Source organism: Paracoccus gahaiensis, from assembly GCF_005048225.1.
GTDB lineage: Bacteria > Pseudomonadota > Alphaproteobacteria > Rhodobacterales > Rhodobacteraceae > Paracoccus > Paracoccus gahaiensis.
The window spans coordinates 230223-251541 of sequence record NZ_SUNI01000001.1 but is presented as its reverse complement, the minus strand read 5'-3'; the positions used below and the strand labels follow the sequence as shown (position 1 = coordinate 251541).

Sequence of the window (21319 nt, the reverse complement as noted above, 5' to 3'; positions counted from 1 at the left end):
TGACAAGGCATCCCGCCTTGTGACGCGGCGGCCCTTCGGGGCCGCCGTTCGCATGTCAGCTATTGCCGCGCACGAAGCGCGAGGCCTCTTCGGCAGCACGTTGCAGCGCGCGGCTCTTGTTCACGGTCTCTTGGAACTCGGCCTCGGGATCGCTGTCATAGACGACGCCGCCGCCCGACTGGATATAGAGGGCCTTGTCCTTGATCACGCCCGTGCGCAGCGCGATGCACATGTCCATCTCGCCATTGGCGGCGAAATAGCCGACCGCGCCGCCATAGACGCCGCGCTTCTCGGGCTCCAGCTCGTCGATGATCTGCATGGCCCGGACCTTGGGCGCGCCCGAGACGGTCCCCGCAGGCAGGCCCGCCAGCAGCGCTGACAGCCCGTCCTCTCCGTCGCGCAACTGTCCCACCACGTTCGAGACGATATGCATGACATGGCTGTAGCGTTCGATCACGAACTGTTCGGTCGGGCGCACGGTGCCGGGCTTTGCCACCCGGCCCACATCGTTGCGACCCAGATCCAGCAGCATCAGATGCTCGGCCAGCTCCTTGGGATCACCCAGCAGATCGGCCTCCAGCGCCCGGTCCTCGGCCTCGTCCGCGCCGCGCGGTCGGGTGCCGGCGATGGGCCGGATGGTCACCTCGCCGTCGCGCAGGCGCACGAGGATTTCGGGCGAGGCACCGACGATCTGGAAATCCCCCAGATTGAGGAAGAACATGAAGGGCGACGGATTGGTGCGCCGCAGCGACCGATAGAGCGCGAAGGGCGGCAGCGGAAAGTCCATGCGCCAGCGCTGGCTGGGCACGACCTGGAAGATGTCGCCCGCGCGGATGTAATCCTTGGCCGTCTCGACGGCGGCCAGATAGCCGTCTTTGGTGAAGTTCGACACCGGCGCGCCGATCTGCACCTCGTCGCCCAAGGCACGTGGCTCGGAGGGCTGGCGGTCCAGCGAGCGCAGCGCGTCCATCACCCGCTCGGCGGCGCGGGCATAGGCCGCGCGGGCGTTGTCCGATCCGTCATGCCAGGCGGGGGCGCAGAGCGTCACCTCGCCCTTGACCCCGTCCAGCACGGCCACGACCGAGGGGCGCATCAGCATCGCATCAGGCAGGTCCAGCGGATCGGGGTTCACGTCGGGCAGGTTCTCGACCAGCCGGATCATGTCATAGCCCAGATAGCCGAACAGCCCCGCCGCGACCGGGGGCACGCCCTCGGGCATGGTCTCGATCCGGCTTTCGGCGATCAGCGCGCGCAGGCTGTCCAGCGCCGGGCGCGGATCGTCCTGGAAGTCCGGCGCGAAGCGGGCCTGCCGGTTGATCCGGGCGCGCCCGTCGCGGCAGTCCCAGATCAGGTCGGGCTTCATGCCGACGATGGAATAGCGGCCGCGGACCTCGCCGCCGGTCACCGATTCCAGCATGAAGCTTTGCGGGGCCGCCTCGGCCAGCTTCAGCATCAGGCTGACGGGCGTGTCCAGGTCGGCGGCCAGCCGGATCGTCACCAGTTGGTTGCGCCCGGCAACCCATTCCGCCTCGAAGGCGGCAAAGTCGGGGGTCAGCTGCATCACTGGACCTGGGCGTTGATGGCGTCGATCGCCTGCATGTTCAGCTGCACCTGCGCCTCGCGCTGCGCGTGGCGGGCGTAATAGTCGAACAGGTCGGCCTGCAGCGACTGGACCAGCCGGGCGCGCACGCCCTCGAGGATCTGGGCGGCGTCCTCACCGGTCAGGTCGGCCTCGTTGATTCCGTCCAGCCGGACCAGGAACACCCGGTCGCCGGCATCGACCACCTCGGCCTCGTCCGGTTCGCTCAGGGCGAAGGCCTGCGACAGCAGTTCGGGCGGCAACCCGTCCATCCAGTCGTTGCGCGACAGACCTTCCTCGGCGGTCCAGTCCAGCGGCGCGGGTGCGGGCACCGGCGCGGGCGTGCCGGCCTCGGGGGCTGCCGTCTCGGGGGCTGCCGTCTCGGGCGTTTCGGTGTCGGGCGCGGTTTCCGAGATCGCGGTCAGGCGCTGCTCGGCGGCCAAGGCCAGCAGCTGGCGCTGGCGTTCGGCGGCGCGCCAGTCGGCCAGCACCTCGTCGCGCACCTCGTCGAAGGGGCGCAGCGTCGGCGGCACCAGCTCGTCCAGCCGCAGAGCGAAGACGCCGCCATCGGCCAGTTCGACCAGCTGCGGGAAATCGGTGGTCGAGACCGAGGCGGCACGTTCGACGAAGCTTTCATAGCCCGCGATGCTGCCCTCTTCGGGAACGGATTCGGCGGACCAGTCGATCTGGCCCAGTTCCAGCTCGGTCTGCTCGACCAAGTCCTCCAGCGTGGCGCCGCCGGCCAGAAGATCCTCGTAATCGGCGCCCCGGTCGCGGATCAGGCGGGCGGCCGCGGACAGGGCCGCCTCGCCGCGCAGCCCCTCGCGCGCCTCCTCGAAGGGAACGTCGACGGGATCGAGGATCGCGTTCACCGAGAACAGCGCCGGACCCAGATCGGTCGGCAGCGGACCCACCACGCCGGGCTGCTCCAGCGCGAAGACCGGCTCGGCGGCGGCGCCCAGCTGGGCCTCGGTCACCTCGCCCAGATCCACATCGTCCAGCGTCAGGCCGCGCTGCAGCACGAACCCCTCGAAGGGCAGCGTGCCGGCATCGATCGCCTCGCGGGCGGCCTGAGCCTCGGCCTCGTCGGGAAAGACGAGGCGGCTGACCATGCGCCGCGCGGGGCGCTGGAACTGGTCGATATTCTCGTCATAGACGGCGCGCAGCGCTGCCTCGTCCAGTGCGACCTCGGAGGACAGCATGTCCGGCGTCACCCAGGCATAGGTGATCGCGCGGGTCTCGGGCGCGGTGAAGCGGTCGCCATTGGCCTCGTGCCAGGCCTGCAGGGTGGCCTCGTCGGGCTCGGCCACGGGGCTGGGCAGGTCGGCCTCGGTCAGTTCGCGCCAGCTGAAATCGCGGGTCTCCAGCAGCCAGGCGGCAGTCTGATCGACCATCGGCGCGGGCGGGACGACGCCCCCGGCCACGGCGCGCTGCAGGATCAGGCGCGCGGAATCCTCGCGCACGCTGGCCTCAAACTCGGCCTCGGTCAGGTTCTCGCGGCGCAGGATCTCGGCATAGGCGGTGCGGTCGAAGCTGCCGTTGGGGCCCTGGAAGGCGCCCGCCTGCAGGATGGTCTGCGCGACCTGCGCATCGCCCACCGACACGCCGATGCGGCGCGCCTGCTCGCCCAGGGCGGCACCGGCGACCAGCTGCGCCTGCACGGATTGCGGCACGCCCATCTGCTGGGCCTGCTGCAGGCTGACCGGCTCGCCCATCTGCTGGGACAGCTCGCGCATCTGCGCCTGCAGGGCGCGGGCATAGTCGTCGGCGGTGATCCGGGTCTCTCCGACCGAGCCCACCTCGGAGGTGCCGCCCGAGAAACTGGTGACGCCGAAGCCCCCCAGCCCCAGCACCATCAGACCCATCAGGATCCAGACGACGGTCGATTTGCCCTTGGTTCGCAGCTGTGACATGGCGCGGCCTTCCTCGTGGTCGTGTCGCTGCCGTCTCTAGAACGCCCGGGGGCGCGCCACAAGTGGATCAGGGCGCCAGCCGCGCCAGCCGGGCCGCCAGCTCGGTGATGCCGGGCCCGTCCACATTGGCGAAGGCCAGCCGCAAGTGGCGCGCGCCCACCGGATCGCCCTGCGGGGTGAACATCGTGCCCGGCAGGGCCAGCACGCCGATGTCGCGCACCATGCGCCGCGCCAGCTCGGCCGAGCCCTCGGCGAAGGGATGCTCGACCCAGGCAAAATAGGCGCCCGTGCTTTTCAGCCGCCAGCCCGGCAGGGCGATCAGCGCCGCCCGGGTCGCGGCGCGGCGGCACAGGATCTCGGCCCGCTCACCCGCCAGCCAGTCCTGCAGGTTCTCCATCCCCCAAAGCGCGCCGATCTGGCCCAGTTGCGAAGGAGAGATGGCGACCGTGTCGAGGAACTTCTCGACCTGCGCCAGCCGCCCCGTGCCCGCGACCATCGCCCCCACCCGGTGCCCGGTCAGCCGGTAGGCCTTCGAAAAGCTGTAGAGCTGGAGCAGCGTGCGGTCCCAATCGGGGCGGGCCAGCAGGTCATGGGGGGCGCCCTCGCGGCTGTCGAAATCGCGATAGGTCTCGTCCACGACCAGCGCCAGCCCCTGCGCCTGCGCCAGATCGAAGAACCGCCCCAGCAGCCCCGCCGGATATTCCGCCCCCGAGGGGTTGTTGGGCGTGACCAGCACGATGGCCTTGGTCGCGGGCGTGATCAGCGCACGGGCCTGATCGGGATCGGGCAAAAGGTCCGGCCCGCAGGGCAGAGGCACGGCCTCGACCCCCGCCATGTCCAGCCACATCTTGTGGTTGAAGTACCAGGGCGTCGGCAGGATCACCTGATCGCCCGGCCCGGCCAGCGTCGCCATCGCCGCGCAGAAGGCCTGGTTGCACCCCTGCGTGATCGCCACGCGCCCCGCATCGACCGCGCCGCCATAGGCGCCCGAGAACTGCGCCGCCACCGCCGCCCGCAGATCGCCATTGCCCAGCACCGGACCATAGAGATGCGCCTCGGGCCTGTGCAGCGCGGCATCCGCGATGGCGCGGCGCAGCCCCTCGGGCGGAGGATCGACGGGCGCGGCCTGGCTGACATTGATCAGGGGTTGATCGGGCGGGAAGGTGACGCCCTCCAGCCAGCGGCGGGCCTCCATGACCGGGGGCGCGAAGGTGGTGGTGAAGGCGGGGTTCAGGGGGTGCATGTCAGTTCCGTTCCAGTCGGCGAAGGTCGGTCAGGTCGGGCGGCAGCGACAAATCCAACGCCGGGGCCGGCAGCCCGGGCGTGGAGGTCTGTGGCGCGGGGGTCGTGGGCTGCGGATCGTTGCGGCGCTCCGGGGCGTGTTCGGGGGTGGCGCTGTCGACGGCGATGCGGGGCAGCGCGTCCCGGCCCGGTCCGGGATCGGGCAGCGGTGCGGCCTGGACCTCCTCGCGCCGGGTGGCGGAGGCAAGGCCCGGCAGGGTCAGGCCCGCCGCGCCCTCGGCTTCGCCCGGCGGCGTCGGAGCCGGCCCCTGGCCTTCCGCCGCGATCTCGGGGCGAAGATTGGCGTCGCGGATGGTCAGGGGCGCCGGTTCGATCCGGGGCGCGGGCACGGCGACCGGATCGCGCGCCTCGCGGGGAGCGGCGGATCTCGGCGCGGGCAGGCGCGGCGCGATGTCGCCCCCGCGCCCGAATTCCGACCCCGCCGGCAGGCCCATCGACAGCGGATCGCGCGCCTCGACCGCCTCGGAGGCCACCCCAAGGGCGGGATTGGCCACCGGCAGCGGCGCCAGCAGCGACAGCCCGGCCAGCGCCACGGCGCCCAGGATCCCGCCATGAACCAGCCCCGTCAGAAATCCCCGTGCCATCCGCCTGCCTTGTCCTCTGCGCGAATGATCCGGCCCGGTCTTGACCCCCGGTCGCGCTATGCCCCATCTATAGCGAACGCTTCGGCGGGGGGAAACCGCCGCCGTCCCCCTGCCTCCCCATCCTGCCCCAAGGTGCGCGCCATGATCCTTCTGATCGACAATTACGACAGCTTCACCTGGAACCTGGTCCATTACCTGGGCGAGGCCGGGGCCGAGGTGACCGTGCGCCGCAACGACCAGCTGACCGTCGACGAGGCACTGGCCATGGCGCCCGAGGGCATCGTGATCTCGCCGGGCCCCTGCGATCCGGCGCAGGCGGGGATCTGCCTTGACCTGATCCGGGCGGCGGCCGAGCGGGCCGTGCCGCTCTTCGGCGTGTGCCTGGGCCATCAGGCGATCGGGCAGGCCTTCGGCGGCCATGTGGTGCGCGCGACCCGCATCCTGCATGGCAAGGTCGATGCGATCACCCATGACGGCACCGGCGTCTTCGCCGACCTGCCCTCGCCGCTGAACGCCACGCGCTATCATTCGCTGACGGTCCAGCCCGAGACCCTGCCCAATTGCCTGCGCGTCACCGCGACCTCGGATGACGGCACGATCATGGGGCTGGTCCATGCCGACCTGCCCATCGAGGGCGTGCAGTTCCATCCCGAATCCATCGCCTCGGAACATGGGCACGAGATGATCCGCAACTTCCTGACTCGCTGCACGCCCCGCAAGGACGCCGCATGACCGACATCCGCCCCCTGATCGGCATCAGTGCCACCCGCCCCCTGACCGGCCCCGAGGCCGAGGCCGCCTTTTCGGCCCTTTTCGATGGCGCCGCGACTCCGGCGCAGATCGGCGGCCTGCTGATGGCGCTCCGCGTCCGCGGCGAGACGGTGGCCGAGATCGCCGCCGCCGCCCGTGCCATGCGCGCCCGGATGACCCGCGTGACCGCGCCGCAGGGCGCGATGGACATCGTGGGCACCGGCGGCGACGGCAAGGGCACGCTGAACATCTCGACCGCGACGGCCTTCGTGGTGGCGGGCGCCGGCGTTCCGGTGGCCAAGCACGGCAACCGCAACCTGTCGTCGAAATCGGGTGCGGCGGATGCGCTGACGCAGATGGGCATCAACGTGATGGGCGGGCCCGCCGTGGCGCAAGCCGCGCTGGACGGCGCGGGCATCTGCTTCATGATGGCGCCGATGCACCATCCGGCGATGCGCCATGTGGGCCCGCCCCGCGCCGAACTGGGTACGCGCACGGTCTTCAACCTGCTGGGCCCGCTGACCAACCCGGCCTCGGTCCGCCGCCAGCTGACCGGCGCCTTCAGCGCCCAGTGGATCCGTCCCATGGCCGAGGTGCTGCGCGATCTGGGCTCGGACGCCGCCTGGCTGGTCCATGGCGGCGACGGCACCGACGAGCTGTCGATCGCCGCCCCCAGCCAGGTGGCCCAGCTGAAGGACGGTCGGATCACCGAATTCACCATCACCCCCGAGGATGCCGGCCTGCCCCGCCACCCGTTCGAGGAGATCATCGGCGGCGAGCCCGCGCAGAACGCCGCCGCCTTCCGGGCGCTGCTCGACGGCGCTCCCGGCGCCTATCGCGACGCGGTGCTGCTGAACGCGGCAGCGGCCCTGCTGATCGCCGGCCATGTCCCCGACCTGCGCGCGGGCGCCGTGCTGGCCGCCACCTCGATCGACAGCGGTGCCGCCAAGGCCCGGCTGGAGGCCCTCGCCCGGATCACCGGCGTGCCTGCGGCATGACCCCGCCCGAATGTTGGGCGCATCTGCCCTTCTTCACCGACACCTGGCCCGATCTGCGCGACCGCCTGCCCCGGGACTTCCTGCCCGGACCCGAGCACCTCTTCGCGGCGCTCACAGCCACCCCGCCGCAGGACACGCGTGTGGTGATCCTGGGCCAGGACCCCTATCCCACCCCGGGCCATGCCAATGGCCTGGCCTTCTCAGTCACGCCCGAGACCCCGCTGCCGCGTTCGCTGAAAAACATCTATACCGAACTGCGCGACGATATCGGCGCCACCCCCGCCACCGGCGATCTCTCGGGCTGGGCGGCGCAGGGGGTCCTGCTCCTGAACAGCGCCCTCAGCGTCCTGCCGGGCCAGGCGGGCGCCCATGCCCGATGGGGCTGGGACCGCCTTGCCCGCGAGGCCGTGGCCGAGGCGCAGCGCCATCAGCCGCTGGCCTTCCTCCTCTGGGGCGCCCATGCCCAAAAGACGCTCAAGGGCCTGCCGCGCCCGCAGGATCTGGTGATCGCCACCGCCCATCCCTCGCCCCTCTCGGCCCGGCGCGGCTTCTTCGGGTCGCGCCCCTTCAGCCGCATCAATGCCTGGCTGCAGGATCAGGGCCGCGCGCCCATCGACTGGACCGCCTGACCCCTGCAGCGGTCCGAAAATATCCCGGGGGAGTCCGTCAGGACGGGGGCAGCGCCCCCTTTCCCCGCCGGACACGGGGCGCTACAACGACGCCATGGACATTCTCGAGACTATCAAGACCTACAAGCTGGACGAGATCGCCGCCGCCAAGGCCGCCCGTCCCCTGTCCGCGCTGGAGGCCGAGGCCCGTCAGGCCCCGGCGCCGCGCGGCTTTGCCCGGGCGCTGGACCGCGCCGCCGCGACCGGCCCGGCCCTGATCGCCGAGATCAAGAAGGCCAGCCCCTCCAAGGGCCTCATACGCCCCGATTTCGACCCGCCCGCTTTGGCCCGCGCCTATCAGCAGGGCGGCGCCGCCTGCCTCTCGGTGCTGACCGACGGTCCCAGCTTCCAGGGCGCGCCCGAATTCCTGACCTCGGCCCGCGCGGCCTGCGACCTGCCGGCTTTGCGCAAGGATTTCCTGCATGACACCTATCAGGTGGCCGAGGCGCGGGCCTGGGGCGCCGACTGCATCCTGATCATCATGGCCTCGGTCGAGGACGCGCTGGCCCGCGATCTGGAAGACGCCGCGATCCACTGGGGCATGGACGTGCTGATCGAGGTGCATGACGCCCCCGAATTGGACCGCGCCCTGCGCCTCAGATCCCCGCTGATCGGCATCAACAACCGCAACCTGCGGACCTTCGAGGTGACGCTGGATGTCACCCGCGACCTGGCCCCGCGCATCCCCGCCGACCGGCAGCTGGTCTGCGAAAGCGGCCTCTTCACCCCCGCCGATCTGGGGGCGATGATGCAGGTCGGCGCCCGGCGCTTCCTGATCGGCGAAAGCCTGATGCGGCAGGACGACGTGGCGGCGGCCACCCGCGCGATCCTGGACGTGACCCCATGACGCTGACCCATTTCGACGCCGCCGGGCAGGCGCATATGGTCGATGTCTCGGCCAAGTCCGAAACCATGCGCGAGGCGGTGGCGACCGGCGTGGTGATCATGTCGCCCGCCACCTTGGCGCTGGCAGAGGGCGGTGCCGCCAAGGGCGATGTGCTGGGCGTCGCGCGGCTGGCGGGCATCATGGGCGCCAAGCGCACCGCCGATCTGATCCCGCTCTGCCATCCGCTGCCCCTCGCCAAGGTCGCGCTGGAACTGGTCCCCGACCCCGCCCTGCCCGGCATCCGCGTCACCGCCACGGTCCGCACCACCGGCCGCACCGGGGTCGAGATGGAAGCGCTGACCGCCGTCACCGTGGCCTGCCTGACCATCTACGACATGCTCAAGGCCGCCGAGAAATCCATGCGGATCGAGGGCGTCCACCTGCTCCGCAAGGAGGGCGGCAAGTCCGGCCTCTACGAGGCGGCGCCATGATCACCGTCGAGGAGGCGCTGGCCCGCGTCCTGGCACTGGCCTCGGCGCCGCGCCCGGAAACCGTGCCGCTGGCCGAGGCGCAGGGCCGCGCGCTGCTGCAGCCCGCCGTCTCGCGCCTGACGCAGCCGCCCTTCGACGCCTCGGCCATGGACGGCTATGCGATGCGGGCGGCCGACCTGTGGGACCGGCTTGAGGTGATCGGCACCAGCGCCGCCGGCCATCCCTGGGACGGCAGCCCCCGTCCCGGCACCGCCATCCGCATCTTCACCGGCGCCCCGGTCCCTGCCGGCTACGACCATGTGGAACTGCAAGAGAATATCGACCGCGACGGCGACCGCATCACCGTCACCACCCGCTCGCGCGGCAGCAACATCCGCCCGCGCGGCAATGATTTTGCCGAAGGCGACCGGATGGAGCCCGGCTGCCGCCTGACCGCGGCTCGGATCGGCCTGCTGGCGGCGATGAACGTGGCCCATGTCGGCGTCGCCCGCCGCCCCCGCGTGGCGATTCTGGCCGGCGGGGATGAACTGGTACCGCCGGGCACCGACCCCGCCCCGGGCCAGATCGTCAGCTCCAACGATCTGGCCATCGCCGCGCTGGTCCGCGACGCGGGGGGCGAGCCGCTAATCCTGCCGCTGGCCCGCGACACCGAGGCCAGCCTGCGCGAGGGCTTCGCCGCCGCCGAAGGGGCGGAACTGCTGGTGACCATCGGCGGCGCCTCGGTCGGCGATCACGACCTGATCGGCAGGCTGTCCGCCGAACACGGCGTCGACCAGGCCTTCTACAAGGTCGCGCTGCGCCCGGGCAAGCCGCTGATGGCCGGCCGGATGGGCCATGCCGCGATGTTGGGCCTGCCGGGAAACCCTGTCTCGGCAATGACTTGCGGCGTTCTCTTCATGCAACCTATCATCCGCGCGATGCTGGGTCTGCCGCCGGTTCCGCCGCTGCAGCACGCGCGCCTGACCTGCGATCTGCCCGCCGAAGGCCCGCGCCAGCACTATCTGCGCGCCTGCCTGACGCCCGGCGAGGACCTGCCCGGCATCACCCCCTTCTCGGATCAGGATAGCGCCCGGCTGGCGCTGATGGCCCGAGCCGATGCGCTGCTGGTCCGCCCGCCCCTCGATCCCGTCCGCAATGTCGGCGATCAGGTCGCCTTCATTCCGCTTTCGCACTGAGAATTAACCGGATTTTTACCTTGGCCCCGTCAGATGATTGACGGGATTCGGTGCATCGGTTAGAACATAGGCGGAACAGATGAAAGAGGCGAGGGCCATGTTGACAAAAAAGCAGATCCAACTGCTGGAGTTCATTCAGAAGCGCATGATGCGCGACGGTGTGCCGCCCTCGTTCGATGAGATGAAGGATGCGCTGGACCTGCGCTCGAAATCCGGCATCCACCGTCTGGTGACCGCGCTGGAGGAGCGGGGCTTCATCCGCCGCCTGCCCCACCGCGCCCGCGCGCTGGAGGTGGTGCGCCTGCCTGACGCGCTGGCCCATCTGGGCAGTCCCGCACCCCAGGAAGAGGGGCGCGTGCCCTTTACCCCTCGCGTGATCGCCAACACGCGGCCCGCCCGTCCGCGCGGTGCCCTGACCGTGGCCGACAGCCCCTCGGTGCAACTGCCGCTGATGGGACGGATCGCCGCCGGCGTGCCGATCGAGGCGATCTCGGAAGTGGCCCATCACATCTCGGTGCCCGGAACGATGCTGACCGGCCGCGAACATCACTATGCGCTGGAGGTGACCGGTGATTCGATGATCGAGGCCGGGATCAATGACGGCGATGTGGTGGTGATTCGCGAGCAGGACACGGCCGAGACCGGCGACATCATCGTGGCGCTGGTCGACAACCAGGAGGCCACGCTGAAGCGCTATCGCCGCAAGGGCGCGATGATCGCGCTGGAGGCCGCCAATCCCTCCTACGAGACGCGCGTCCTGCCGGGCGACCGCGTGCGCATCCAGGGCCGTCTGGTCGGGCTGATCCGGACCTATTGAAACCTCGTCGGGCACGGCGGTCCTGGCCGTGCCCGACAAGGGCCGTCAGACCTGCAGGAAGCCCGGCCCGGCGCGCTGCAGCAATTCGCGGGCCAGATCGTCGCCCATCGCGCTGCCCTCGGTGGCAAGTCCGTCGCGACGCCCGGCCACGACCTCGCTGCCATCGGGGCGCAGGATCTCGCCGCGCAGGATCAGCCGATCGCCGGACAGCTCTGCCAGACCCGCGATGGGCGTCTGGCAGGACCCGTCCAGCCGCGCAAGGAAGGCCCGCTCGGCGTCGATGCGCAGGCCGGTCTCGGCATGATGGATGGGCGCCAGCAGCCGGGCCGCCATGTCGTCATCCCGGCGCCGTTCGACACCGATCGCGCCCTGCGCCACGGCGGGCAGCATCTCGTCGGGGTCGATAGGCCCTCGGGCGACATGGGCCATGTCCAGGCGGTTCAGCCCGGCCTGTGCCAGGAAGGTGGCCAGCGCCACGCCATCCTCCAGCTTCTTCAGCCGCGTCTGCACGTTGCCGCGAAACTCGACCAGCTGCAGATCGGGGCGGCGATGGGCCAGCTGCGCGCGGCGTCGCAGGCTGGAGGATCCGACCACCGCGCCCTGGGGAAGATCCGCGATGGAGGCGACCGCAAGGCTCACGAAGGCATCGCGGACATCCTCGCGCGGCAGATAGCAGTCGATGACCAGCCCGTCGGGCTGCAGCGTCGGCATGTCCTTCATCGAATGGACGGCCAGATCGAGGGCACCGGTGCTCAGCGCCTCCTCGATCTCGCGGGTGAACAGGCCCTTGCCGCCGATCTCCTTCAAGGGTCGGTCGGTGATGCGGTCGCCGGTCGTGCGGATCACGACGATCTCGAAGGCGTCAGCGGGCAGATCATGCGCGGCCATCAGCCGGTCGCGCGTCTCATGCGCCTGCGCGAGGGCCAGGATCGAGCCGCGCGTGCCGATCCGGAGGGGGCGGGAGGAGGTGGGCATCTGTGTCATGCGCCCTCGCATAGCCGGGGGGGCCGCGCTTGACAACGCCTGTCGCCTCGCCTTCAAGGGGCGGCAGGAGGCCCCATGACCAAACTTCTGCTGCGCGCCCTGGCCGGCGAGACCCTGCCCACCCCGCCGATCTGGATGATGCGCCAGGCCGGGCGCTATCTGCCGGAATACCGGGCGACGCGCGCGCAGGCGGGCGATTTCCTGTCGTTGTGCTACAATCCCGAACTGGCCGCCGAGGTCACGCTGCAGCCGCTGCGGCGTTTCGGCTTCGACGCGGCGATCCTATTCGCCGACATCCTGCTGATTCCTCAGGCCCTGGGGGCGGATCTGTGGTTCGTGACCGGGGAAGGCCCACGCCTGTCCACCGTCACCTCGGCCGCCGATCTGGCACAGCTGCGCCCGGCGGACCAGATCGACGCGACCCTGTCGCCGATCTACGAAACCGTGAAGATTTTGTCCTCGGAACTGCCGCGCGAGACCGCGCTGATCGGCTTTGCCGGTGCGCCCTGGACGGTCGCGACCTACATGGTCGCGGGCCGGGGCACCAAGGATCAGGGCCCGGCGCATCTGCTGAAAGACCAGGACCGCGCGACTTTCGCGGCGCTGATCGACCTGATCACCGAGGCGACCATCCATTACCTGTCGCGCCAGATCGAGGCCGGGGCCGAGGTCGTCAAGCTGTTCGACAGCTGGGCCGGCAGCCTGAAGGGCCGCGATTTCGACGAGTTCTCGCTGGCCCCGATCGCGCGCATCATCGCGGCGCTGAAGGCCCGCCATCCCGGCGTGCCGGTCATCGCCTTCCCGCGCGAGGCAGGGCCGCGCTATGTGGGCTTTGCCAAGGCCACCGGGGCGGATTGCCTGGCGCTGGACAATTCGGTCTCGGCCGAATGGGCGGCAGCCGAGCTGCAGGTCGACGGCTGCGTGCAGGGGAATCTGGACCCGCGTCACATGGTCACGGGCGGGCCCGAGCTTGTCGCCGAGGCGCAGCGGATCACCCGCAGCCTGCGCGGCGGGCCGCATGTCTTCAACCTGGGCCACGGCATCACCCCCGACGCCGATCCCGACAATGTCGCGCGGATGATCGAGGCGGTGCGCAGCGCCTAGCGCGCCACGGCAGCAGGATAGCCGCTGCGGCGCAGGTCGTTCAGCGCGACGATCAGCGCACGCCGGTCCGCGAAGGGCCCGGCCATGACCAGCCGCAGGGACGAGGCATCGCCCTTGACCCGGCCCTGACCCACCGCATAGCCGCGCCCGGACAGATCCTGCATCGCGGCCTTGGCCGCCGCCTCGTCCCCATAGGCGCCGATCTGCACGTAGCGGGCCGAGGCCGGGATCATTTCCGGACCCTCGGTCGACGTCGCGGCGGGACGGGGTGCTGAAGCCTTGGCGACGGCTGTAGATCGCGCCGGCGCCGCCACCGGGATGGGACGCGCCCGGACCACCGGGCCGGGGGCCGCCTTCGGGGGGGCCGGGATGGCGGGGGCTGCGGCGACAGTGGCGGGCGGCAGCGGGACAGGCGGCCCGTCCGGCGCCACCACCTGCACCGTTCCGATCGTCAGCGGGGCCACGCGCATGCCGGGGCAGAGGCCCAGGGACAGGCCCTGCCGCGTCCCCTCCGGGTCCGGGCGATAGCCAAGGCGCGCGCAGAGATCGGAGGAGCCCCCCAACCCCGAGGCCTCGCGCAGTGCAGGCGCCACGGCCATGGCATCCTCGAGGGCGGTCTGGACCGGGTCGAGGCGGCGCGAGGGCGCGGGTTCGGACCGGGTCTCGGCCGGGCGCGGATCGGCGGTCCATTCGCCGGGGCGCAGATCGCGCGACAGCTGCTCCATCAGCAGCGTCTCGACATCGGGGGGGGCGTCCTCGGTCAGGGGCAGCACGCGGTCGGCACCGGGATCGGTGCGGCGCGCGGTCATGCTGGGGGGAAAGCCGCAGATCGCCCGCCCCTGCCCGTCCATCCGGGGCGTCCAGCCGACCTCGTCGCGGGTGAAGACGCAGCCCTGCGCGTCGATATATTGCGCCCCGGAAAAGCCGTCCGGCGGCGGCGGGCGGGGGGCCGCCTGCGCCACCGCGCCCAAGGTCATCATCACCGCCACGATCCGCCAGCGCCCGTCCATCCGCACCCCCTGTCCTGCGCCCAGAGCTAGCGCAGAAGCCTGAAGGGGCGGTTAACGGGCGCGGGCTTATTTCGTGCCGAACATCCGGTCGCCGGCATCGCCCAGGCCCGGCACGATATAGCCGTGATCGTCCAGCCGCTCGTCCAGGGCGGCGGTGAAGATCGGCACGTCGGGATGGGCCTGCCGCATGCGCTCGACCCCTTCGGGGGCGGCCAGCAGGCACAGGAAGCGCATGTTCTTGGCGCCGCGCTCCTTCAGCATGTCGATGGCCGCGACCGAGGAATTGCCGGTGGCCAGCATCGGATCGACGACGATGGTCATGCGCGCATCCAGTTCGCGCGGCACCTTGCAGTAGTATTCGACGGGCTTCAGCGTCTCGGGGTCGCGGTAAAGGCCCACGAAGCCCACCCGCGCGCCCGGGATCAGCTCCAGAATGCCGTCCAGCAGCCCGTTTCCGGCCCGCAGGATCGAGATCAGGGCCAGCTTCTTGCCCTCCAGCGTGGGGGCGTCCATCTCGCACATCGGGGTCTCGATGCGCATGGTGGTCAATTCCAGCTCGCGCGTGACCTCATAGGCCAGCAGCAGGCTGATCTCGCGCAAGAGGCGGCGGAAGCCGGCGGTGGACACGTCCTTCTGGCGCATGATCGACAGCTTGTGGCTGACCAGAGGGTGATCGACGACGGTCAGATGGGGCATCAGGCGAATTCCTTTTTCAGGCGGTCACGGGTGGCGGCGTCGCAGAAGGCGGCCTCGGCTGCCCACAGATTGATCTGCCGGAACTCGGTATCGCCCCAGTCAAAGGTCGAGGCAAGCCGGTCGTATTCGGCCCGCAGCGTGGTGTGGAAGAAGGGCGGATCGTCGGTCGACACCGTGACCCGCACCCCCGCATCGGCCAGCCGCGCGATGGGATGGGCGTCCCAGCTTGGGTAGACGCCAAGCGCGATGTTCGAGCCGGGGCAGACCTCCAGCGTGATGTTGCGCTCGACCAGATCGCGGACCAGGGCCGGATCCTCGATGGCGCGGACGCCGTGGCCGATGCGGGTGCAGCCCAGATCCAGCGCCTGCCGGACGCTGTCGGGGCCGCCCCATTCGCCCGCGTGGCAGGTGAGGCCCAGCCCGGCCTCGGCCGCGCAGTCGAAGCTCCAGGCGAAATCGGTGGGTTTGTGGACCTGCTCGGCGCCGCCCATGCCGAAGCCGGTGATCCAGCCGCCGGCGGTCTCGGCCGCGCAGATGGCACTGCGCCGGGCGCGGTCGGGGTCGAAATGGCGGATGGCGGTGACAATGCCACGGCTGTCGATGCCGTCCCGGCGCGCGGCATCCGCGACCTCGGTCATCGCGGCCAGGTGGTCGCGCCAGGCGGACAGGTCGCCGCCACCGCAGAACTCGGGCGAGACGAACAGCTCGACATAGATCACGCCTTCCTCGGCGCAGCGGTCCAGGACCTCGGCCAGCAGGCGGGCATAGTCGCGGGGGCCCTGCAGCACGCGGGTGGCGCCTTCGTAGCAGCGCAGGAAGCCCGCGAAATCGTCATAGGCATAGGCACCGCGATCGTCGAAGACGCCGTCCAGCGTCAGGCGCTTCTCGCCCGCCAGGCTGCGGATGAAATCGGGGGGCGCGGCGCCCTCCAGATGCAGGTGCAGTTCGATCTTCTTCACAGGAAGCTGGCTCCGTGTCGGAGGGCGGGAAGGCCCAGATGGGACAGCACCGATGCCCCGATATCGCTGAAGCCCACAAGCCCGATACTGCGGCAGCCCGCGCCATGCCCCAGCACCGGCACCCGTTCGCGGGTGTGGTCGGTGCCGTGCCAGCCGGGGTCGTTGCCGTGATCGGCGGTGAAGATCGCCAGATCGCCGGGGGCCAGCGTCGCCAGAAAGCGCCCCGCGACCGTGTCGAACCAGTCCAGATGCCGGGCATAGCCCGCGATATCGCGGCGGTGGCCGTAGAGCGCGTCGAACTCGACGAAATTGGCGAAGGTCAGGCTGCCGGGCTCGGCTGTCCCGCCGAGGCGGATCAGATGATCGGCCAGATCGGCGTCCGATCCGCCCTTGTGCAGATGGGTGATGCCGCGATGGCTGAAGATGTCGCCGATCTTGCCGATCCCATGGGTGACCCGTCCGGCCCCCTGCGCGATGTCCAGGATCGTGTCGCCCGGCGGGGCGATGGCGAAATCGCGGCGATGCGCGGTGCGGCGAAAGTTTCCCGGCGTCCCGGTGAAGGGCCGCGCGATGACCCGGCCCACGCGCATCTGGTGCAGCATCGGCGCCAGATCGCGGCAGAGGGCGATCAGCCGGTCCCGGCCGAAGGCGTCCTCATGCGCGGCGATCTGCAGCACGCTGTCGGCCGAGGTGTAGCAGATGGGCCAGCCGGTCCGCAGATGCTCGGCCCCGAAGGTCTCGATCACCTCGGTGCCCGAGGCGTGACAATCCCCAAAGATCCCCCCGGTCCCGGCCAGTTCGCAGATCCGGGCGGTCACATGGGGCGGAAAGGCGGGCCGGGTGTCGGGGAAATAGGTCCAGTCCCACGGCACCGGCACGCCCGCCATCTCCCAATGGCCCGAGGGGGTGTCCTTGCCGCGCGAGACCTCGGTCGCCGCGCCCCAGAGGCCCTGCGGCTCGGCCCCCAGTCCCGGCGCGTCGGCGCCCGAGGCGAGGCGCAGCGCCGCGCCGAGGCCCAGCCCGTCCAGCACCGGCAGGTGCAGCGGGTGGGCCGCCGCGATATGGGCCAGCGTGTTGGCGCCGGTATCGGGACGGCCGTCGTTGAAATACTCGCCCGCATCGGGCGCCCCGCCGATCCCGAGGCTGTCCAGCACGATCAGGAAGGCCCGGCTCACCGGGTGATCCGCGCGCGGATCAGCGGGCCGGGGGCGCCCTCGCCCATCGTGTAGGCGGCCTGCACGGCGGCGATGGCGACCTCGGCCCCCAGCTCGTCGGCGGCATGGACCATGGCCAGCGGCTGGTCGGGGCCCACCGGCTCGCCCAGCTTGACCAGACCGTCCAGCCCCACGCTATGGTCGATCGCCTCGCCCGCGCGCACCCGCCCGCCGCCAAGCGCCAGCACCGCATGGCCGAGCGCGGTCACGTCGATGCGTCCCACTCGGCCCTCGCGGGTGGGCACGGGGCGGATGACGGGCGCGCGGGGCAGGTGCGCCTCGGGACGCTCCATCAGGTCGCGCGGCCCGCCCATCGCGGCGACCATGCGGCCGAAGACCTCGGCGGCGGCGCCCCCGTCCAGCACCGCCTCCAGCCCCTCGATGGACTGTCCGGCCAGCGCCAGGCATTCGGCGGCCAGCGCCAGGGTCAGATCGCGCAGCGCCCCGGGGGCGCCCTGCAGGGTGCGGATCGCCTCCCTCACCTCCAGCGCGTTGCCGGCACTGCGGGCCAGCGGCTGGTCCATGTCGGTGATCAGCGCGGTCGTCGGGCAGCCCGCGCCATTCGCCGTCTCGACCAGCGCCTGCGCCAGCCGCCCGGCGCTGTCGGGCTTCTTCAGGATCGCGCCCGAGCCCGCCTTGACGTCCAGCACCAGCGCATCCAGCCCCGCCGCCAGCTTCTTGGACAGGATCGAGGCCGTGATCAGGTCGATCGATTCGACCGTGCCCGATTCGTCGCGGATCGCGTAGAGGCGCCGGTCCGCGGGCGCCACGTCGCCGGTGGCCGAGACGATGGCGCAACCGACCTGCCGCACGATGCGGCGGAACGCGTCCTCGGGCTGGTCGCAGAGATAGCCGGGGATCGCCTCCAGCTTGTCCAGCGTGCCGCCGGTATGGCCCAGACCCCGGCCCGAGATCATCGGCACGAAGACCCCCCGCGCGGCCAGCAGCGGCGCCAGCACCAGGCTGACAGTGTCCCCGATGCCCCCGGTCGAATGCTTGTCCACCACCGGGCCCGACAGGTCCCATTGCAGCACATGGCCCGAATCGCGCATGGCGCGCGTCAGGGCGACGCGGCCCGCCGGCCCCACGCCCCGGGTCAGCACGGCCATGGCGAAGGCGCCGGCCTGCGCGTCGCTGACTGATCCATCGGCCAGCCCCTGCGCGATCAGCGCCGCCCCCGGCCCGTCAAGCCCGCGCCCGTCGCGGATGGCCGAGATCACGGGGCGCGGATCGGTCATGTGCGCGCCATGTGGCCCGCGTCGAAGCGCCCCGGCAGCAACTCACCCACGGTGGTGCGCATCTCGGCCCCGTCGGTCGTGGCCAGCAGCACCGGCACGTCGGCATCGGCGAATTCGGCCAGCTTCTGGCGGCAGCCGCCGCAGGGGGGCACCGGGCCGGGGCTGTCGGCGATGACCACCACCTCGGTCAGGCGCGTCTCGCCGGCGGCGACCATCGCGGCGATGGCGCCTGCCTCGGCACACGTGCCTTCGGGATAGGCGACGTTCTCGACATTGCAGCCGCGATAGATGGTGCCCGAGGCGCCGCGGATCGCCGCGCCGACCTTGAAGCGGGAATAGGGCACATAGGCCCGTTCGCGCACCTCGCGCGCCGCCTGCAGAAGTGACATGGTCCGTCCCCTTGACCCGTGATCCCGGCGGCCAATCTGCGCCCGCGCCGCGCAAGGCGCAAGGCCGCGCATGGCTTGGCACAAGCGCGCTGTTCGTCATGGAGAATTTGGTTTAACGGTAAACCAATTCTGAAAACCGGAGTCGCAGAGATGGAAGACCGCAGGCAGGACAGCGCGCGACAGGCGGCGCTCGATTATCACGAGTTCCCGCATCCGGGCAAACTGGAGATCCGGGCCACCAAGCCCATGGCCAACGGCCGCGATCTGGCGCGCGCCTATTCGCCGGGCGTCGCCGAAGCCTGCCTCGAGATCAAGGCCGATCCCCAGACCGCCGCGCGCTATACCACCAAAGGCAATCTGGTGGGCGTGGTCACCAACGGCACCGCCGTACTGGGCCTGGGCAATATCGGCGCTCTGGCCTCCAAGCCGGTGATGGAGGGCAAGGCGGTCCTGTTCAAGAAATTCGCCAATATCGACTGCTTCGACATCGAGCTGGACGAGCCCGACCCTGTGAAGCTGGCCGAGATCGTCTGCGCGCTGGAACCGACCTTCGGCGCCATCAACCTGGAAGACATCAAGGCGCCCGACTGCTTCATCGTCGAGCGCATCTGCCGCGAGCGCATGAACATCCCGGTCTTTCACGACGACCAGCATGGCACCGCCATCGTCGTGGGCGCCGCCGCGACCAACGCGCTGCGCATCGCGGGTAAGGCGTTCGAGGACATCAAGATCGTCTCGACCGGCGGCGGGGCGGCGGGGATCGCCTGCCTCGACATGCTGCTGAAGCTGGGCGTGAAGCGCGAGAACGTCTGGCTGTGTGACATCCACGGGCTGGTCCACGAGGGCCGCGAGGTCGACATGAACCCGCAGAAGGCCGCCTACGCCCAAGCCTCCGACAAGCGCGTGCTGGCCGAGGTGATCGACGGCGCCGACCTGTTCCTGGGCCTGTCCGGTCCCGGCGTGCTGACGCCCGAGATGGTGGGCCGCATGGCACCGCGCCCGATCATCTTCGCCCTGGCCAACCCCAATCCCGAGATCGACCCCGAGGCCGCGCGCGCCGTCGCCCCCGATGCGATCATCGCCACCGGGCGCAGCGATTTTCCCAACCAAGTCAACAACGTCCTGTGCTTTCCCTTCATCTTCCGCGGCGCGCTGGACGTGGGCGCCACGACCATCAATGACGAGATGAAGATTGCCTGCATCGAGGGCATCGCGGCGCTGGCCCGCGCCACCACCGCCGCCGAGGCCGCCACCGCCTATCGCGGCGAGACGCTGACCTTCGGCGCCGACTACCTGATCCCCAAGCCCTTCGATCCGCGCCTGATGGGCGTGGTCAGCAGCGCCGTGGCGCGGGCGGCGATGGAGACGGGCGTGGCCACGCGCCCCCTGCCCGACCTGACCGCCTACAAGCAGAAGCTGGACGATTCGGTCTTCCGCTCGGGGCTGATCATGCGCCCGGTCTTCGAGGCCGCCGCGACCGTCACCCGCCGCATCGTCTTTGCCGAGGGCGAGGACGAGCGCGTGCTGCGCGCCGCCAACGCCATGCTGGAGGAGACCACCGACGTGCCGATCCTGATCGGCCGCCCGGACGTCATCGCCATGCGCGCCGAACGCGCGGGCCTGCCGATCCGGCCCGAGCGCGACTTCCAGATCGTGAACCCCGAGAACGACCCCCGCTATCGCGACTATTGGGAGACCTATCACGGGCTGATGGCGCGGCGCGGCGTGACGCCCGACATCGCCCGGGCGATCATGCGCACGAACACCACCGCCATCGGTGCGGTCATGGTCCATCGCGGCGAGGCCGACAGCCTGATCTGCGGCACCTTCGGGCAATACAGCTGGCATCTGCAATATGTGCGTCAGATCCTGGCCCGCGACGGGCTGGAGCCGGTGGCCGCCCTGTCGATGATCATCCTCGAGGACGGCCCGCTGTTCATCGCGGACACCCAATGCCACAACGACCCCACCCCCCAGCAGGTGATGGAGACGGTGATGGGGGCCGCGCGCCATGTGCGCCGCTTCGGCCTGCCGCCCAAGATCGCGCTGTGCAGCCATTCGCAATTCGGCAATACCGACAGCTATTCGGGCCGCAAGATGCGCGACGCGCTGGCCATGCTGGACGCCCGCGCCCCCGATTTCACGTATGATGGCGAGATGCATGTCGACGCGGCGCTGGACCCCGAGCTGCGCGAGCGGATATTTCCCGGATCGCGGCTGGAGGGCGTGGCCAATGTGCTGGTCTTCGCGGGCACCGACGCGGCCTCGGGCGTGCGGAACGCGCTGAAGATGCGGGCGGGCGGGCTGGAGGTCGGGCCGATCCTGATGGGCATGGGCAACCGCGCGCATATCGTCACGCCGTCCATCACCACCCGCGGCTTGCTGAACATGAGCGTCCTGGCCGGCACCCCGGTCACGCATTACGGCTGATTCGCATCGCAGCGCCCCGGGTTCTGCAGAATCAGGGGCGCTGCGGGCAGGGGTTTGCAGCGAGGGCGGCTTTGCAAACCCTTGCGGCGGTTCTGGTGACAATCCACCGCGTGCGACCCTCTGCTGCCGCTAACACTGTTGCGCGACCGCCCCCTTCCTGCGACAGGATCTGTCAGTCTCAGGGAGGGGAAA

20 protein-coding genes are annotated in these 21319 nt (G+C 70.7%); 9 read left to right on the top strand and 11 right to left on the bottom strand.

All coding sequences use genetic code 11. The annotated features are described in order from the left end of the window. Positions 1–55 precede the first annotated feature (55 nt). The 4 genes from trpE to FA743_RS01215 all read right to left on the bottom strand — a co-directional run bounded on the left by trpE (position 56) and on the right by FA743_RS01215 (position 5378). Positions 56–1561, bottom strand: coding sequence for an anthranilate synthase component I (gene trpE, locus FA743_RS01230; protein ID WP_136884066.1), 1506 nt, complete (start codon positions 1559–1561; stop codon positions 56–58). Next, positions 1561–3492 carry a peptidylprolyl isomerase gene (locus FA743_RS01225; protein WP_246054763.1) on the bottom strand — a complete coding sequence of 644 codons (1932 nt, stop codon included), beginning with the start codon at positions 3490–3492 and terminating at the stop codon, positions 1561–1563. The genes trpE and FA743_RS01225 overlap by 1 nt, the downstream gene beginning before the upstream one ends. Before the next feature lie 67 nt (positions 3493–3559). Next, a complete protein-coding gene (locus tag FA743_RS01220; protein WP_136884065.1) occupies positions 3560–4735 on the bottom strand; it encodes an aminotransferase in 1176 nt (391 codons plus the stop codon). Position 4736: 1 nt separating this feature from the next. Continuing rightward, positions 4737–5378 carry a hypothetical protein gene (locus tag FA743_RS01215; protein WP_136884064.1) on the bottom strand — a complete coding sequence of 214 codons (642 nt, stop codon included), beginning with the start codon at positions 5376–5378 and terminating at the stop codon, positions 4737–4739. Positions 5379–5519: 141 nt separating this feature from the next. On the opposite strand from FA743_RS01215, the gene FA743_RS01210 reads away from it, so the two are divergent. From FA743_RS01210 to lexA, 7 genes are all read left to right on the top strand, one after another. Further along, complete coding sequence (locus FA743_RS01210; RefSeq protein ID WP_136884063.1) at positions 5520–6110, top strand: anthranilate synthase component II; 591 nt, start codon at positions 5520–5522, stop codon at positions 6108–6110. Beyond that, complete coding sequence (trpD, locus tag FA743_RS01205) at positions 6107–7126, top strand: anthranilate phosphoribosyltransferase (RefSeq protein WP_136884062.1); 1020 nt, start codon at positions 6107–6109, stop codon at positions 7124–7126. Before FA743_RS01210 ends, trpD begins: the two co-directional genes overlap by 4 nt. Next, entirely contained in the window at positions 7123–7755 is a 633-nt protein-coding gene (locus FA743_RS01200; protein ID WP_136884061.1) for a uracil-DNA glycosylase, read from the top strand. The genes trpD and FA743_RS01200 overlap by 4 nt, the downstream gene beginning before the upstream one ends. Before the next feature lie 94 nt (positions 7756–7849). Beyond that, positions 7850–8641 (top strand): indole-3-glycerol phosphate synthase TrpC, encoded by a 792-nt coding sequence (trpC, locus tag FA743_RS01195; RefSeq protein WP_136884060.1) that lies wholly within the window; start codon positions 7850–7852, stop codon positions 8639–8641. After that, positions 8638–9111 (top strand): cyclic pyranopterin monophosphate synthase MoaC, encoded by a 474-nt coding sequence (moaC, locus tag FA743_RS01190; RefSeq protein WP_136884059.1) that lies wholly within the window; start codon positions 8638–8640, stop codon positions 9109–9111. Before trpC ends, moaC begins: the two co-directional genes overlap by 4 nt. After that, complete coding sequence (locus FA743_RS01185; protein WP_136884058.1) at positions 9108–10286, top strand: molybdopterin molybdotransferase MoeA; 1179 nt, start codon at positions 9108–9110, stop codon at positions 10284–10286. The genes moaC and FA743_RS01185 overlap by 4 nt, the downstream gene beginning before the upstream one ends. A 97-nt stretch (positions 10287–10383) precedes the next feature. Next, the gene (gene lexA, locus FA743_RS01180; RefSeq protein ID WP_136884057.1) at positions 10384–11103 is read left to right on the top strand and encodes a transcriptional repressor LexA; all 720 of its coding nucleotides are present in this window, start codon (positions 10384–10386) and stop codon (positions 11101–11103) included. A 45-nt stretch (positions 11104–11148) separates the two neighbouring features. Here the strand turns inward: lexA and hemC are convergent, their stop codons facing one another. Further along, positions 11149–12087: a hydroxymethylbilane synthase gene (hemC, locus tag FA743_RS01175; RefSeq protein WP_211242176.1), complete on the bottom strand. Its 939-nt coding sequence runs from the start codon at positions 12085–12087 to the stop codon at positions 11149–11151. A 75-nt stretch (positions 12088–12162) separates the two neighbouring features. Here hemC and hemE point away from each other — a divergent pair, with 75 nt between their 5' ends. Continuing rightward, positions 12163–13191 carry a uroporphyrinogen decarboxylase gene (hemE, locus tag FA743_RS01170; protein WP_136884055.1) on the top strand — a complete coding sequence of 343 codons (1029 nt, stop codon included), beginning with the start codon at positions 12163–12165 and terminating at the stop codon, positions 13189–13191. Here the strand turns inward: hemE and FA743_RS01165 are convergent. The 6 genes from FA743_RS01165 to FA743_RS01140 form a co-directional block, all read right to left on the bottom strand. Further along, positions 13188–14201: an SPOR domain-containing protein gene (locus tag FA743_RS01165; RefSeq protein ID WP_136884054.1), complete on the bottom strand. Its 1014-nt coding sequence runs from the start codon at positions 14199–14201 to the stop codon at positions 13188–13190. The two genes, hemE and FA743_RS01165, sit on opposite strands and share 4 nt — an antisense overlap. A 66-nt stretch (positions 14202–14267) precedes the next feature. After that, positions 14268–14897, bottom strand: coding sequence for a uracil phosphoribosyltransferase (upp, locus tag FA743_RS01160; RefSeq protein WP_211242175.1), 630 nt, complete (start codon positions 14895–14897; stop codon positions 14268–14270). Then, positions 14897–15856 carry an adenosine deaminase gene (locus FA743_RS01155; protein ID WP_169308728.1) on the bottom strand — a complete coding sequence of 320 codons (960 nt, stop codon included), beginning with the start codon at positions 15854–15856 and terminating at the stop codon, positions 14897–14899. The genes upp and FA743_RS01155 overlap by 1 nt, the downstream gene beginning before the upstream one ends. Continuing rightward, on the bottom strand, positions 15853–17031 hold the full coding sequence (locus FA743_RS01150; RefSeq protein ID WP_136884051.1) for a phosphopentomutase: 1179 nt from the start codon (positions 17029–17031) through the stop codon (positions 15853–15855). The genes FA743_RS01155 and FA743_RS01150 overlap by 4 nt, the downstream gene beginning before the upstream one ends. Continuing rightward, positions 17028–18308: a thymidine phosphorylase gene (locus tag FA743_RS01145; protein WP_136884050.1), complete on the bottom strand. Its 1281-nt coding sequence runs from the start codon at positions 18306–18308 to the stop codon at positions 17028–17030. The genes FA743_RS01150 and FA743_RS01145 overlap by 4 nt, the downstream gene beginning before the upstream one ends. Further along, positions 18305–18697, bottom strand: coding sequence for a cytidine deaminase (locus FA743_RS01140; RefSeq protein ID WP_136884049.1), 393 nt, complete (start codon positions 18695–18697; stop codon positions 18305–18307). The genes FA743_RS01145 and FA743_RS01140 overlap by 4 nt, the downstream gene beginning before the upstream one ends. A gap of 150 nt (positions 18698–18847) precedes the next feature. Here FA743_RS01140 and FA743_RS01135 point away from each other — a divergent pair, with 150 nt between their 5' ends. Beyond that, on the top strand, positions 18848–21127 hold the full coding sequence (locus tag FA743_RS01135; protein WP_136884048.1) for an NADP-dependent malic enzyme: 2280 nt from the start codon (positions 18848–18850) through the stop codon (positions 21125–21127). The last annotated feature ends 192 nt before the right edge of the window (positions 21128–21319 follow it).